Source organism: Streptomyces sp. NPDC018263, assembly GCF_055562575.1.
In genome coordinates, this window is the sequence record NZ_JBVHFA010000004.1 from 268222 (window position 1) to 282004 (window position 13783).

At 72.6% G+C, this 13783-nt stretch carries 12 protein-coding genes; 1 reads left to right on the top strand and 11 read right to left on the bottom strand.

Annotation, left to right across the window (positions count from 1 at the left end):
- Positions 1-26: 26 nt before the first annotated feature.
- The 7 genes from ACZ3HQ_RS13645 to ACZ3HQ_RS13675 form a co-directional block, all read right to left on the bottom strand.
- Complete coding sequence (locus ACZ3HQ_RS13645) at positions 27-2855, bottom strand: DEAD/DEAH box helicase (RefSeq protein WP_467510441.1); 2829 nt, start codon at positions 2853-2855, stop codon at positions 27-29.
- 82 nt (positions 2856-2937) lie between these two features.
- A complete protein-coding gene (locus tag ACZ3HQ_RS13650) occupies positions 2938-3519 on the bottom strand; it encodes a sugar kinase (RefSeq protein WP_467510443.1) in 582 nt (193 codons plus the stop codon).
- Complete coding sequence (locus ACZ3HQ_RS13655; RefSeq protein ID WP_399572122.1) at positions 3516-4661, bottom strand: ROK family glucokinase; 1146 nt, start codon at positions 4659-4661, stop codon at positions 3516-3518. Before ACZ3HQ_RS13655 ends, ACZ3HQ_RS13650 begins: the two co-directional genes overlap by 4 nt.
- An 82-nt stretch (positions 4662-4743) precedes the next feature.
- Positions 4744-5535 carry an ATP-binding cassette domain-containing protein gene (locus ACZ3HQ_RS13660; RefSeq protein ID WP_467510446.1) on the bottom strand — a complete coding sequence of 264 codons (792 nt, stop codon included), beginning with the start codon at positions 5533-5535 and terminating at the stop codon, positions 4744-4746.
- Positions 5532-6608 carry an ABC transporter permease gene (locus ACZ3HQ_RS13665; protein WP_467510448.1) on the bottom strand — a complete coding sequence of 359 codons (1077 nt, stop codon included), beginning with the start codon at positions 6606-6608 and terminating at the stop codon, positions 5532-5534. The genes ACZ3HQ_RS13660 and ACZ3HQ_RS13665 overlap by 4 nt, the downstream gene beginning before the upstream one ends.
- Positions 6605-7621: a sugar ABC transporter substrate-binding protein gene (locus tag ACZ3HQ_RS13670; protein ID WP_467510450.1), complete on the bottom strand. Its 1017-nt coding sequence runs from the start codon at positions 7619-7621 to the stop codon at positions 6605-6607. Before ACZ3HQ_RS13670 ends, ACZ3HQ_RS13665 begins: the two co-directional genes overlap by 4 nt.
- Positions 7622-7774: 153 nt before the next feature.
- Positions 7775-8524, bottom strand: a complete 750-nt coding sequence (locus ACZ3HQ_RS13675; protein WP_467511059.1) for a GntR family transcriptional regulator — start codon at positions 8522-8524, stop codon at positions 7775-7777.
- 119 nt (positions 8525-8643) lie between these two features.
- On the opposite strand from ACZ3HQ_RS13675, the gene ACZ3HQ_RS13680 reads away from it, so the two are divergent.
- The gene (locus ACZ3HQ_RS13680) at positions 8644-9666 is read left to right on the top strand and encodes a Gfo/Idh/MocA family protein (RefSeq protein ID WP_467510452.1); all 1023 of its coding nucleotides are present in this window, start codon (positions 8644-8646) and stop codon (positions 9664-9666) included.
- 76 nt (positions 9667-9742) lie between these two features.
- On the opposite strand, the gene ACZ3HQ_RS13685 is transcribed toward ACZ3HQ_RS13680, so the two are convergent.
- From ACZ3HQ_RS13685 to allB, 4 genes are all read right to left on the bottom strand, one after another.
- Positions 9743-10138: a ribonuclease domain-containing protein gene (locus ACZ3HQ_RS13685; RefSeq protein ID WP_467510454.1), complete on the bottom strand. Its 396-nt coding sequence runs from the start codon at positions 10136-10138 to the stop codon at positions 9743-9745.
- 140 nt (positions 10139-10278) lie between these two features.
- The gene (locus tag ACZ3HQ_RS13690; RefSeq protein ID WP_467510456.1) at positions 10279-10887 is read right to left on the bottom strand and encodes a dihydrofolate reductase family protein; all 609 of its coding nucleotides are present in this window, start codon (positions 10885-10887) and stop codon (positions 10279-10281) included.
- Positions 10888-10972: 85 nt separating this feature from the next.
- Positions 10973-12112 carry an allantoicase gene (alc, locus tag ACZ3HQ_RS13695; protein ID WP_467511061.1) on the bottom strand — a complete coding sequence of 380 codons (1140 nt, stop codon included), beginning with the start codon at positions 12110-12112 and terminating at the stop codon, positions 10973-10975.
- 30 nt (positions 12113-12142) lie between these two features.
- Positions 12143-13465, bottom strand: a complete 1323-nt coding sequence (allB, locus tag ACZ3HQ_RS13700; RefSeq protein WP_467510458.1) for an allantoinase AllB — start codon at positions 13463-13465, stop codon at positions 12143-12145.
- Positions 13466-13783: the final 318 nt, after the last annotated feature.

The following is a 13783-nucleotide window of genomic DNA, read 5'->3' on the forward strand; positions in this document are numbered from 1 at the left end:
CTCCGCCGGGGTCCGCTCCTCGGCACTCACGCCGGCCTCCGCAGGGACACGAGGTCGGTCAGCTCACGGTCCGTCAGCTCGGTGAGGGCGGCCTCGCCGGAGCCGAGGATCGCGTCGGCCAGGGCGCGCTTGGCGGTGAGCATCTCGGCGATGCGGTCCTCGACGGTGCCCTCGGTGACCAGGCGGTGGACCTGGACGGGCTGGGTCTGGCCGATGCGGTAGGCGCGGTCGGTGGCCTGTTCCTCGACGGCCGGGTTCCACCAGCGGTCGAAGTGGACGACGTGCCCCGCGCGGGTGAGGTTCAGCCCGGTGCCCGCCGCCTTGAGGGAGAGCACCAGCACCGGGATCTCCCCGGACTGGAACCGGTCCACCATCCGCTCCCGCTCGGGCACCGCGGTGCCGCCGTGCAGAAGGTCGACGGGGACCGCGCGGTCGGCCAGGTGGGCGGTGATGAGCCGGGCCATGCCGACGTACTGGGTGAAGACCAGGATCGAGCCGTCCTCGGCGAGCACGGTGTCCAGCAGCTCGTCCAGCAGGGCGAGTTTGCCGGAGCGGGCGGCGAGCCGGTCGGGGTGGGCGGGCTCCTCCTTGAGGTAGAGCGCCGGGTGGTCGCAGATCTGCTTGAGGGCGCCGAGCAGCTTGAGGACGAGTCCCCGGCGGGCGATGCCGTTCGCGTCCTCGATGGCGAGCATCGACTCGCGCACCACGGCCTCGTACAGCGCGGCCTGTTCGCGGCTGAGCGGGACCGGGTGGTCGGTCTCGGTCTTGGGCGGCAGTTCGGGGACGATGCCGGGGTCGGACTTCTTGCGGCGCAGCATGAACGGCCGGACGAGCCGCGCCAGCCGCTCCACCGCCTCGGCGTCCTCGCCGTTCTCCACGGCACGCGCGTGCCGGGCGCGGAAGGACTTCAGGGGGCCGAGCAGGCCGGGGGTGGTCCAGTCGAGCAGGGCCCACAGCTCGGAGAGGTTGTTCTCCACCGGGGTGCCGGTGAGCGCCACGCGCGCGGGAGTCCGGATCGTGCGCAGCGCCTTCGCGGTGGCGGAGTACGGGTTCTTCACGTGCTGGGCCTCGTCCGCGACGACCATGCCCCAGGGCTGTTCGGCGAGCTGGGCGGCGGCGGAGCGCATGGTGCCGTAGGTGGTGAGGACGAAGCCGCCGGTGAGGCCGTCGAGGGTGCGGTCGGCGCCGTGGAAGCGGCGGACGGGGACACCGGGCGCGAAGCGGTTGATCTCGCGCTGCCAGTTGCCCAGCAGGGAGGCGGGGCAGACCACGAGGGTCGGCTCGGTGCGGGCGCGCTTGAGGTGGAGGGCGATGAGGGTGATCGTCTTGCCGAGGCCCATGTCGTCGGCGAGACAGCCGCCGAGGCCGAGGGAGGTCATCAGGTCGAGCCAGGCAAGGCCGCGCAACTGGTAGTCGCGCAGGGTGGCGTCGAGCCCGGCGGGCGGCTCGGCCGGGGAGATGCCCGCGGTGAGCCGGTCGCGCAGGGCCGCGAGGGCGCCGGTCGGGACGGCTTCCACGGTCTCGCCGTCGACCTCTGCGGTGCCGGTGAGGGCGACGGCGAGCGCGTCGACGGGGTCGAGCAGGCCCAGTTCGCGCTTGCGTGCCTTGCGGACCAGGGCGGGGTCGACCAGGACCCAGCGGTCGCGGAGCCGGACGACCGGGCGGTGGGCCTCGGCGAGGGCGTCCCTCTCGGCCTCGGTGAGCGGGTCGCCGCCGAGCGCCAGTTGCCAGCGGAAGCCGAGCAGTTCCTCGCTCTCGAAGAAGCCGGTGCCGTCGGTCGCGGAGCCGGGGGCGGTGCGGACCTCGGCGGTGGCGGTGAGGTCGCTCGCGAGGTCGCGGGGCCAGTGCACGGCGACCCCGGCGGCGGCGAGGCGGCTCGCGGCGACGCCGAGCAGGTCGGTGACCTCCTCCTCGGACAGGGCGAGCACGTCGGGCACGTCCTGCTCGGCCAGCCGCTCCAGGGGCGCCCACACACGCGCCGCGCGGCGGACGGCGAGGGCGGCGTCCACGTGCGCGCGGGGCCCGAGGGCGTCCGCCTCCCCGGCCCACACGGCCGCCGCGTCGGCGACCAGGGTGGGGTCGGCCAGGCTGTGCACCTGCACGACGGCGGCACCGGCCGCCCTCGCCCGCTGGTCGTCGCCGGTGTCGAAGACGCTGTACCCGGACAGGTCCAGGCGCAGCGAGACGCGTACGCCCGCGTCCATGCCCGCGGCGACCTCGGCCGCCCAGTCGTGGGCGCCGGGCAGCGGCTGGGGCTCGCGGGCGGCGAAGGGGCGCCCGCTGGTGTGCGGGGCGGCCGGGGTGCGGGGCAGGGTGTCCGCGACGGCGTCCAGGAAGGCGCGGACCAGGGCCTCGGGTTCGGGCAGGGTCAGCGGTCCGGGGCCGGGCAGCGGTACGGCGTGGCCCTCGGGCGGCAGGGCGGCGGCCACCGCGCGCAGGTGCGCGATGTCGTCGGGCTCCAGCGGCCCGGCACGCCAGGCGTCGTGCCCGCTCGGGGTGAGGCCGGGCAGCAGGCGTCCCCGCGCGGTCAGCCGCAGCGCGTGCAGCGCGGCGGCGCCCCAGCAGGCGGTGGCGGGGTGGGCGCCCGGATCGTGCCGGGCGCGGACCAGCAGGGGCAGGGCGTCGGCGAGGAACAGGGTGAGCGCGGGCACCTGGCGGCGCCGTACACCTGTACCGTGCGGCCGTACGACGGTCAGTTCGCCGGTGGCGTCCAGGAGGGGCTCGCCCTCGGGGTCCCAGAAGGCGACGCGGGCCTCGCGCGGGAGGGGCGCGGGCAGGAACACGCACGCGAGACGTGCCGGGACCGTGTCCCCGGTCCGCGCGCGGGCCGTCGCCGTGGCCGTGCCGTCACTCATGTGTCCTGTCACCTCCCGTCCCTGTCGGATGAGCCGTGTCCGACTGTACGGGTGGGGTCTGACAACGGGTTCCGCGGCGGGCTCAGGGCACCGTGCGGCTGACCACGTACACCGTCGGATACACCGGGTCGGACATGTTCACGACCACGTCCTGGGTGGGCGCCGGGTTCTTCTGCCTGTGGGTGTAGCCGGACCAGACACCGGGGCCGGTGAGGTCCCAGCCGGAGACCTCGCGGTCGCGGGCGCCGATGGTGACGGCGCCCTGCTTCAGTTGGTCGCGGCGGATGCCGAGGGTGCCGAGGAAGCTGTCCAGACCCGCGCCGTTGGTGCGGAACTGGACGTACAGACGGCTGGTCTTCCAGTTGTTGGTCTCGTAGTACGCGAGCCGGTCGGCGGGGTGCGGCACGGGCACCTGGTAGAGGCGGCGCTGCACCTTGGAGGGCCAGCCGGGGGTGAGGCCGGTGGCGGAGTACTTCGCTTCCTTGTCCTTGCCGCTGTCCCGGCTCTGGTTGGCGGAGATCACCAGGTAACCGGCCGGTACGCCGATGAGCAGCACGATGATCAGCAGGGTGAGGGCGCGGCGCTTGACGCGGTGGCGCGGGTCCTCCCCCGCCGGGTGCGGCGTTGCCGGGGCGGCCGCCTGGTGCGGAAGCGAGGTGGTCATGCGGTGTCCCGGTCCCGGCGGCCCTGGGTGTACCGCTCGTAGCGTTCGTAGCGCTCCACGCGGCGGCGCTTGGCGCGACGGAAGCGGCGGGCGACCAGCCGGGCCAGGTCCGCGGCGCCGACCATGCCGGCCTCGGGGCCGAGCTGGGCGCGGGTGATGCGGGCCTCGGGGCGGTAGCCGCGGCCGGTGAGGTGGCGCTTGAAGGCGTCCCGCGCGGGGCCGATGAGCAGGTCGTCGGCCGCGCTGACCCCGCCGCCGATGACGAAGCAGGACGGGTCGAGGGCGGCGGCGAGGTTGGCGATGCCGACGCCGAGCCATTGGCCGATGTCCTGGAGCAGCTCGATGCACATGGCGTCGCCCTCGCGGGCCAGCTCGGTGATCATCGGGCCGGTGATGTCGCCGATGTTGCCCTTGACGTGCTCGATGATCCCGTAGGCGACCGGGGAGTCGGCGGCGGCCAGCTCCCGCGCCTCGCGGACCAGGGCGTTGCCGGAGCTGTACTGCTCCCAGCAGCCGCGGTTGCCGCACGGGCACCGGTGTCCGCCGGGCACGACCTGCATGTGGCCGAACTCGCCCGCGACGCCGAACTTGCCCCGCTTGACCTGGCCGTCCTCCAGGATGGCGCCCCCGATGCCGGTACCGAGGGTGATCATCACAAGGTGGTCCTCACCGCGCCCGGCGCCGAAGCGCCACTCGGCCCAGGCAGCGGTGTTGGCGTCGTTGTCCACCAGGACGGGCACGGACAGCCGGCCGGAGAGGCGGTCGCGCAGGGGTTCGTTGCGCCAGGACAGGTGGGGCGCGAACAGGACCCGGTTGCGGTCGGCGTCGACCCAGCCGGCGGCCCCGATGCCGACGGCGTGCACGTCGTGCCGGTCGGAGAGGTCGAGCACCAGCTCGACGATGGTGTCCTCGACGACCTGGGGGCTCTTGGACTTGTCCGGGGTCTCCGCGCGGAGCTTCTCCAGGATGTTGCCGTCCGCGTCCACGACGCCCGCCATGACCTTGGTGCCGCCGATGTCGATGCCGACCGTGGGCACCCGGGGCGCGGTCAGGTGGGAGCGGCGTTCCCGGGTGCCCACCGTGCGCAGGACGGGGGCGCGGCGGGAGCCGATGGGGGCGGCGAGGTCGCGGTAGGTGCTCATCGGGCTCGATTGTGCCTCACGCTCACGCCGGGCGCGGCGCTGTCGGGTGCGGAGCCGCGAAACGCCCGCGGCTCCGCGCCCGTCAGCCGCGCTTCAGCTCGTGGTGCAGAGCGTCCAGGTCCGCTCCGCCCGCCATCTGCTTGGTCAGTTCGTCCAGGGTGATCTCGTCGCGTGTGTGGTTGCCCACCATGGTGCCGCGCCGCAGCAGCACGAAGCGGTCGCCGACGAGATGCGCGTGGTGCGGGTTGTGGGTGATCAGCACGACACCCAGGCCCGCATCGCGTGCCGCGGCCACATATTTGAGGACCACACCGGACTGCTTGACGCCCAGTGCGGCGGTGGGCTCGTCCAGGACGAGCACCTTGGCGCCGAAGTGCACGGCACGCGCGATGGCCACGCACTGGCGCTCGCCGCCGGAGAGGGTGCCGATGGGCTGGTCGACGTCGCGCAGGTCGATGCCCATGCGCAGCAGTTCCTCGCGGGTGGTGCGGCGCATGAGGTCGGTGTCCAGGCGCGCGAAGGGGCCCTTGCCCTTGCGGGGCTCGGAGCCGAGGAAGAAGTTGCGCCAGACCGGCATCAGGGAGACGACGGCGAGGTCCTGGTAGACCGTGGCGATGCCCCGGTCCAGGGCGTCGCGCGGGGAGGCGAGCCGGGTCTCCTCGCCCTCGATGCGCAGGGTGCCGCCGTCGTGCTGGTGGAGCCCCGCGATGGTCTTGATCAGGGTGGACTTGCCCGCGCCGTTGTCGCCGAGGACACAGGTGATCTCCCCCGCGTGCACCTCCAGCGAGACTCCCTCCAGGGCGCGGACGTTGCCGTAGTGCTTGCTGACGTCGGTCAGCTCGACCAGGGGCACGCGCTCTTCGGTGACGGTCATTTCGTGGCCTCCGCGCGCTTGCGGACCCAGGTGTTGAGCAGGGTCGCCAGGAGGAGCATGGCTCCGAGGAAGAACTTGAACCAGTCCGGGTTCCACTCGGCGAAGACGATGCCCTTGCTGGTCATGCCGAACAGCAGCGCGCCGACCGCCGAGCCCACGGCGCTGCCGTAGCCGCCGGTGATCAGGCAGCCGCCGATGACGGCCGCGATGATGTAGATCAGCTCGTTGCCGACGCCCTCGCCGGACTGGACGGTGTCGAAGGAGAACAGCAGGTGCTGGCCGGACACCCAGGCGCCGAACGCGACGCCCATGTAGAGGCCGATCTTGGTCTTGGCGACGGGGACGCCGACCGCGCGGGCCGCGTCCTCGTTGCCGCCGACCGCGAAGATCCAGTTGCCCACGCGGGTGCGCAGCAGCACCCAGGAGGCGAGGGCGACCAGGCCGAGCCACCACAGCACGGTGACCTTGAGGTCGACCCCGCCCAGCGAGAGGGTCGAGGCGAACACGGCGTGCGCGCTCGGGAAGCCCTCCATGTCGCCGATCGACTTGGTGGAGACCGTGCCGTCGATCAGCTTGGTGAAGCCCAGGTTCATGCCGGTGAGCATCAGGAAGGTGCCCAGCGTGACGATGAAGCTGGGCAGCTTGGTACGGGTCAGCATGAACCCGTTGAACGCGCCGACGGCCAGGGTGGCCAGCAGGGACACCCCCGCGCCGACCCAGATGTTGGCCGTCATCTGGTAGCTGAACATCGAGGAGATCAGCGCGGACGACGTGACCATGACGCCCGCGGAGAGGTCGAACTCGCCGCCGATCATCAGCAGGGCCACGGGTACGGCCATGATCCCGATGGTCGAGGAGGCGTACAGCACGGTGCTGATGCTGGACGGGCGCAGGAAGCCGTCGGCGGCGACCGCGAAGAAGACCAGGACCGCGAGGGCGCCGACGACCGAGCCCAGTTCGGGCCGGGACAGCAGCTTGCGCAGCGGGGAGGTGCGCAGCAGCCGCTCGTCGCGGGGCTGCTGCCCGCCCGGAGCCGGGCCCGGAGCCGGCCGGGTGTCGGTGGTGGTGCTCATCGGGTGCCCCGATCGGTGTACGCCGCGAGCGCGCCCGCCTGGTCCTTGGTGATGATCTGCGGGCCGGTGAGGACCGGCTTGCCGCCGCCGAGGACGTCGCCGTTGTACTTGTACAGCCACAGCAGGTCGACCGCCTCGTAGCCCTGGAGGTAGGGCTGCTGGTCGACGGCGAAGCCGAGGGTGCCGTCCTTCAGTTCGGCGGCGACCTTGGCGTTGAGGTCGAAGGTGTCGACCTCGGCCTTGCTGCCCGCGTCCTCCTTGGCCTTCACCACGGTGTCGGCGTAGGGGGCGCCCAGGGTGACGACGGCGTCCACGTCCCGGTCGGCCTGGAGCTTGGCGCCTACGGCGGACTGGACGTCGGGCATGTTGGTGCCGTTGACGTAGAGCTTGCGGACCTTGCCGTGGAAGGTCTTCTCCACGCCGTCGCAGCGCTGCTCGTGGCCGACGTTGCCCTGCTCGTGCAGGACGCACAGGGCGTTCTTGCGTCCGCGCTTGTTCAGCTCCTCGCCCACGGCCTCACCGGCGATGGTCTCGTCCTGGCCGATGTGGCTGAGCGCGCCGAACGCCTTGGACTGCGCCGAGCCGGAGTTGACCGTGACCACCGGGATGCCGGCCTTGCGGGCGCGGGCCACGGCCGCCTTGAGGGCGTCGGGCTTGGCCAGGCTGACGACGATCCCGTCGACCTTCTTGTCGATCGCGGCGTCCACGAGCTGCGCCTGCTGCTGGGCCTCGTCGTCGTGCGAGTACAGGAAGTTGATGTTGTCCTTGATCGCCGCCTGCTTGGCGCCGCTCTGCACGATGTCCCAGAAGGTGTCGCCGTCTCCGGAGTGGGTGATCATCGCGATGGTCCAGCGGGGGGTGGTCACCGCCGCCCTGCCCTGGGCCGTGGCGGCCTTGCGGGCGTCCTCGGCCTTCTTGCCGCCGGTGCTGCTGCAGGCGGTCAGCGAGACGCAGGCGAGCAGTGCGAACGCTCCTGCCACCGACATGCCTACCCGGTTCTGAAACCGTGCCACGAGGCCGTGCCCCTTCTTGCCGTGTTGCCGTGTTCTGGGTCGCCGTGTTCTGGCGCAAACACTTCAGTATCGAACACACGGAACACTCGTTACCTGTCCGGGGCACACCTGACAGGGTATTTGTCCGGACAATGTGACGCGGCGAAGGGCCGCTCAGGGGCGCACGAGAAGCTGGAACTCGAAGGAATACCGGGCCGGACGGTAGGTGTGGTCGCCGTGCTCGACCGCACGGCCGGTGTCGTCGAACGTGACGCGGCTCATGGTGAGCAGCGGGGCGCCCTCGGCCTCGGCGAGCCGGTCGGCCTCGGCGGAGGTGGCGCCGCGCGCGCCGATGGACTGGCGGGCGCTGTGCAGGGTGATGCCGGCCGAGCGCATCAGCCGGTAGAGGCCGGTGGCCTCCAGCCGGGCGGTGTCGAGGTCCAGCAGGCCGAGCGGCAGGTGGTTGACCAGGTACGCCATCGGCTCGCCATGCGCGAGGCGCAGCCGCTCGACGCGGTGCACGTCGCCCCCCTCGGTGACGCCGAGCGCGGCGGCGATCTCGGCGGTGGCCGGGACGACCGTGTTGACCAGGACCTTGGTGGCGGGCCGCTGGCCGGCCGCCTCCAGGTCGTCGTAGAGGCTGCTCAGCTCCAGCGGGCGCTTGACCTGGCTGTGCACGACCTGGGTGCCGACGCCCCGGCGGCGCACCAGCAGCCCCTTGTCGACGAGGGACTGGATGGCCTGGCGGACGGTGGGCCGGGACAGGCCGAGCCGCGCGGCCAGCTCGATCTCGTTGCCGAGCAGGCTGCCGGGAGTGAGGGCGCCGCGCTCGATGGCGGCCTCCAACTGCTGGGCGAGCTGGAAGTACAGCGGCACCGGGGAGCTCCGGTCCACCCGGAGGCCGAGCGGCGCGGTCGGGTCCACATCAGGTTTCGGCACGGGCCCGAGCGTAGTCCGGTGCCCGGATGACGGGAAGTCGTGAAGTCCGGTTGTCCTGACATATTGATTGACAGGTGCACGTTGTTCCCCCTCAATGTGTCCTCATGCGCATCGGGGTCATCGGGACGGGCCGTATCGGGGCCATCCACGCCAACACGCTGAGCCGCCACCGGGAGGTCGGATCGCTGATCCTGACGGACTCCGATCCGTTACGCGCGCAGGAGCTGGCGCACCGGCTCGGGGAGACGGCGGCGCCGGGCGTGGACGAGGTCTTCCAGTGGGGCGTGGACGCGGTGGTGATCACCACGGCGACGGCGGCGCACGCGGAGCTGATCGGCCGCGCGGCCCGCTCCGGGCTGCCGGTGTTCTGCGAGAAGCCGATCGCGCTCGACCTGCCCGGCACCCTGCACGCCCTCGCCGAGGTCGCGGCGGCGGGCACCGTGCTCCAGATGGGCTTCCAGCGGCGCTTCGACGCGGGATACGCCGGCGCCCGTGAGGCGGTGCGCTCGGGCCGGCTCGGCCGGCTGCACACCGTGCGCGCGCTGACCTCCGACCAGTCCCCGCCCCCGCGCGAGTGGCTGCCGCTGTCCGGCGGCCTGTTCCGGGACACCCTGATCCACGACTTCGACATCCTGCGCTGGGTCACCGGCCGCGAGGTGGTCGACGTCTACGCGACCGGCTCCGACGCCGGTCCCCCGATGTTCCGCGAGGCCCGCGACGTCGACACCGGCGCCGCCCTGCTCACCCTGGACGACGGCACCGTCGCCACGGCCACCGCGACCCGCCTCAACGGCGCCGGTTACGACGTGCGCATGGAGCTGTCCGGCGAACTCGACACGGTCGTCGTGGGGTTGGACGACCGCACCCCGATCGCCTCCACCGAACCGACGGGCCCTCCCCCGGCCGACAAGCCCTGGCCCGGCTTCCTCGAACGCTTCGGCACCGCCTACGAGTCGGAACTCTGCACCTTTGTCGACGTCGTCCGCGGCGAACACCCCAACCCCTGCGACGGCTGGCAGGCGTTGCAGGCCCTGCGCATCGCGGAGGCGTGCGAGATCTCGCGCCGCGAGCGAAGAGCGGTGGCCCTGGCGGAGGTTCCGGACCGCGTGCGGTCCTCCTACGTCTGAGCCGCCCCCGGACACGGCCCCGCCCCGCGACTCCTGGCGTGGGGGGAAGAGTCGCGGGGCGGGTCGAACGGAGTGGTCAGCAGCCGTAGTCGATGAGGTCGAACGTGGCGTAGTGATCGGAGGTGTAGTAGTCCTCCTGGGTCCGCTGGCCCGTGACGATGCGGCGGGCGCCGCGGGTGGACTCGCCGGGGGTGATGACCGTGTACTCGTGGTAGTACCCGGTGGACTGGCCGGGGAGGACGCCCTCGCGGTTCTGGAAGACGGCGCCGTCCTGGGAGTACGGGTACGGGCCGCCCTGGGCGATGAGGTCGAGGGTGTCGTACGCCTGCGACGGCAGGGAGCCGTAGCAGATGCTGCCGACCGAGGCGGTAGCCGCGTCCGCGGTGGCGGCGGAGACGGTGCCGCCGACGAGGAGGGCGGAGAGGAGGGCCGCCGCAGCGCCGATGCGAGTGGTGCGTGGGGGGAATCTCATGGATTCATGATGACGCGCGTAGACGCGTCCATGTCAATGACGGAGAAGTGGATTTTCCCGGCAGGTCCGATGAGTTCTCGCGGAGTTGACCTCCCCCGACAGGAGCCGTTCGAGCCCCTGTCGGCATCCCGTCGACCGGGCTAGAAGGAGCCGTACTCGGGGCGGCCGTCGAGGTCGTACGACTGGATGGAGACGCCCTTGCCGGTGACCGTGCCGCCCGCGTGCCGGAAGCGGGTGGGGACGGCGCCCTCCACGAACAGGCGGCGCCCCTCGCCCAGCACGACGGGGAAGGTCAGCAGGTGCAGGGTGTCGATCAGGCCCAGGTTCACCAGCGAGCGGACCAGCGCCCCGCTGCCGTGGATCTGGACCTCGCCGTCGGTGCGCTCCTTCAGTGCCCGGACCTCCTTGCCGAGGTCGCCGGAGAGCACGGTCGTCCCGGCCCACTCGGGGTCCTCGACGGTCGCGGAGACGACGTACTTCGGCAGCGCGTTCAGCTTGGCCGCGACCGGGTTGCCGGGGTCGGTCACCTTCGGCCAGTAGCCGGCGAAGATGTCGTAGGTGTGGCGCCCGAGGAGGAAGGCGCCGGCCCGGCGGAAGCTCTCGTCGACGAAGCCGCCGAAGTCGTCGTCGGCGTACGGGAAGGTCCAGCCGCCCTGGCCGAAGCCGCCGCTGGTGTCCTCCTCGGGGCCGCCGGGGGCCTGGTAGACGCCGTCGAGCGAGACGAAGACGGTGGAGACGAGCTTGCCCATGAGGTGCCTTCTTCCGGGGTGCGGGGTCGTGCTGTCAACGGTGCAGACCCCGCGCCGGACCGCAACTCATCGGTCCCCCGGCGCCTCAGCCGTCCAGCTCCCGGTACCGCGCGGCCAGGCGGCTCGCCCCGGCCTCGGTGAGGGAGCCGAAGAGGCGCAGCCGGGAGATCCCGCCGTCCGGGTGGATGTCCACGCGCGCGTGTGTGCCGACGGCCGGCGCCGGGAGCGGGAAGCGGTGGTTGGTGTCCGGCTGGAGGCGGGTGCGCGGCAGGATCTCGGTCCACTCGCCGCTCTCGCCGTCCCGCACCGACACCGACGCCCAGCCCGCGCTGTTGCCCTTCAGATACGCCGTGTCGATCTCCACCGCGCGCACCAGCGCCTGCTCGGTCAGCCGGTACGTGATCCAGTCGTGGCCCCGGTCGCGGCGGCGCCGGGTCTCCCAGCCGTCGTCCATCCGCTGGGAGCGGCCGGGCCGGACGGTGTTGGCGGCCGGGGAGTAGAAGCGGTCGGAGGCGTCCTCGGCCCGGCCGCCGTTCTCCAGCGCGGCCACGTCGAAGGTGCCGAGCGTGGCCAGCCACTCCGGGTCCGGGACGATCTCGCCGTACACGCGCAGCCGGGCCACCCCGCCGTCCGGGTGCTGGTTCAGCCGGAGGTGGGTGAAGCGCTGGGGCGCGGAGACCAGGAAGCCGTTCGCCGCGTGGCCGCCGACCGGGGTGACCGGGACGAGCGTCGTCCACTTCACCTCGTCGCCGAGCAGGTCCTCGGGGGACGGGTTGCCGGGCACCGACGTGGCCTCGACGGAGACGGCCTGCGGATAGTTGCCCCGGAAGTGGGCGGTGTCGACGACGATCCCCCGGATCACGCCGGGCGTGCCGAGGCGGATCAGCGCCCAGTCGTGGTCGTCGGCGCCGGGCCAGGGGTCCTCGGCGCTCGTGCCGCGCCGGCGGCGGGTCTCCCAGCCGTCCATGACCTTGCCCTTGTGACCGAAGCGGCCGGGCTCGAACTCGGCGCGGTGGGGCAGCAGCAGGTTCTCCCGCTCCGCGAAGAACTCGTCGTTCGCGGCGATCACCCCGGCCCCCAGACGCCGGTCGGCGAGGTCGGGGTGGGCGTGGACGAAGGGGAAGTCGGCGGTGCGGTAGTCCGCGTAGGGGTCACCGCCGCCGTAGGGAGCCGCGTCGCCGGTGAAGCGGGGCGGGGTGGAGGGTTGCTGCGCCGTCACGGTGATCGGGGGTCCTTTCGGCGGGGGGCGGGCGGGTCAGCCGGTACGGGTGAGCAAGCGGCCCTTCGGCTCGGTGAACTCGCCCTCGCTGTACACCTGTCGGCCGCGCAGCCAGGTGGACTTCACCACGCCGTGCAGGGTCTTGCCGGCGTACGCGGTGACCGGGTTGCGGTGCTGGAGGCGGGCCGGGTCGACGGTGAAGGTGTCCTCCGGGGCGAGCACGGCGAAGTCCGCGTCGTGGCCCGGCGCGATGGCGCCCTTGCGGTCGAGCCCGGCGAGGGCGGCTGTACGGGCGGACATCCACCGGACCACGTCGGTCAGTCGGTGCCCGCGCTCGCGTGCCTCGGTCCAGATCGCCGGGAGGCTGAGCTGGAGGCCGGAGATACCACCCCAGGCGGTGGCGAAGTCCGGTGTCTTGAGGTCGGCGGTGGAGGGCGAGTGGTCGGTGACGACGCAGTCGATGGTGCCGTCGGCGAGCGCCTGCCAGAGCAGGTCCCGGTTGGCGGCCTCGCGGATGGGCGGGCAGCACTTGAACTCACTTGCCCCGTCCGGGACTTCCTCGGCGCTCAGGGTGAGGTAGTGCGGGCAGGTCTCCACGGTGACGCGGACTCCGTCGGCGCGGGCGGCGGCGATGAGGGGGAGCGCGGCGGCGGAGGAGAGGTGGAGTACGTGTACGCGGGCGTTCGACTTCTTTGCCAGATGCAGCAGTTGAGCGATGGCATCCGTCTCCGCCGCGTGCGGGCGGGAGGCGAGGAAGCCCGCGTACGCCGGTCCGGCGGGGGCGTCCGTGAGGTGGGAGGGGTCCTCGGCGTGCACGATCAGCAGGCCGTCGAAACCGGCGATCTCGCCCAGCGAGCAGGCCAGTTGGGCGCTGTCCAGGTGCGGGAACTCGTCCACGCCGGACGGTGAGAGGAACGCCTTGAAGCCGAACACCCCGGCCTCGTGCAACGGGCGCAGGTCCTTGACGTTGCCGGGCAGCGCGCCACCCCAGAAGCCGACGTCGACGTGGGTCCGGCCCTGCGCCGCCTCCCTCTTGATCCGCAGGTGGTCGACCGTGGTGGTCGGCGGCAGGGAGTTCAGCGGCATGTCGACGAGGGTGGTGATGCCCCCGGCCGCCGCGGCGCGGGTCGCCGTCCAGAAGCCCTCCCACTCGGCCCTGCCCGGATCGTTGACGTGCACGTGCGTGTCGACCAGCCCGGGCAGCAGCGCGTCGTCCCCCAGGTCGACGGCCCGGACCTCCGCCTCGTACGGCAGCACGGCCTCGATCGCGCCGCCGACGACAGTGACCGTCGCGGCCCGCACCCCCTCCGGGGTGACGACCCGCGTGGAACGCAACGCCAGCTCGCTGTCGCCGGACACCCGAACCCCTCTCAGCCGTTCACGCCCAGGAAACGGTATTAACACCCACGTAACGGACTTCAACGTTCTGTTGAAGGAGTCTCGCGGGCCGCTCCACCACGAGTCAAGGGTGCCAGCCGCTGGGGCCGTGGGGCCTTGGCGGACGAGGGGGTGTTCACGGGGGTCGGCCCCAGGGGTTGCCGCACGTCACGCCAGCCCCGCCCCTGGCCCTGCGGGCCGGGACGCACGGGGCAGGCCGAGCGGGCCGGGACGGCCGGGCAGGCCGGCCGGCGCGCCTACGCGCCCGGCCCTGACGCCGAAGGGCGCTACCGGCTCCGC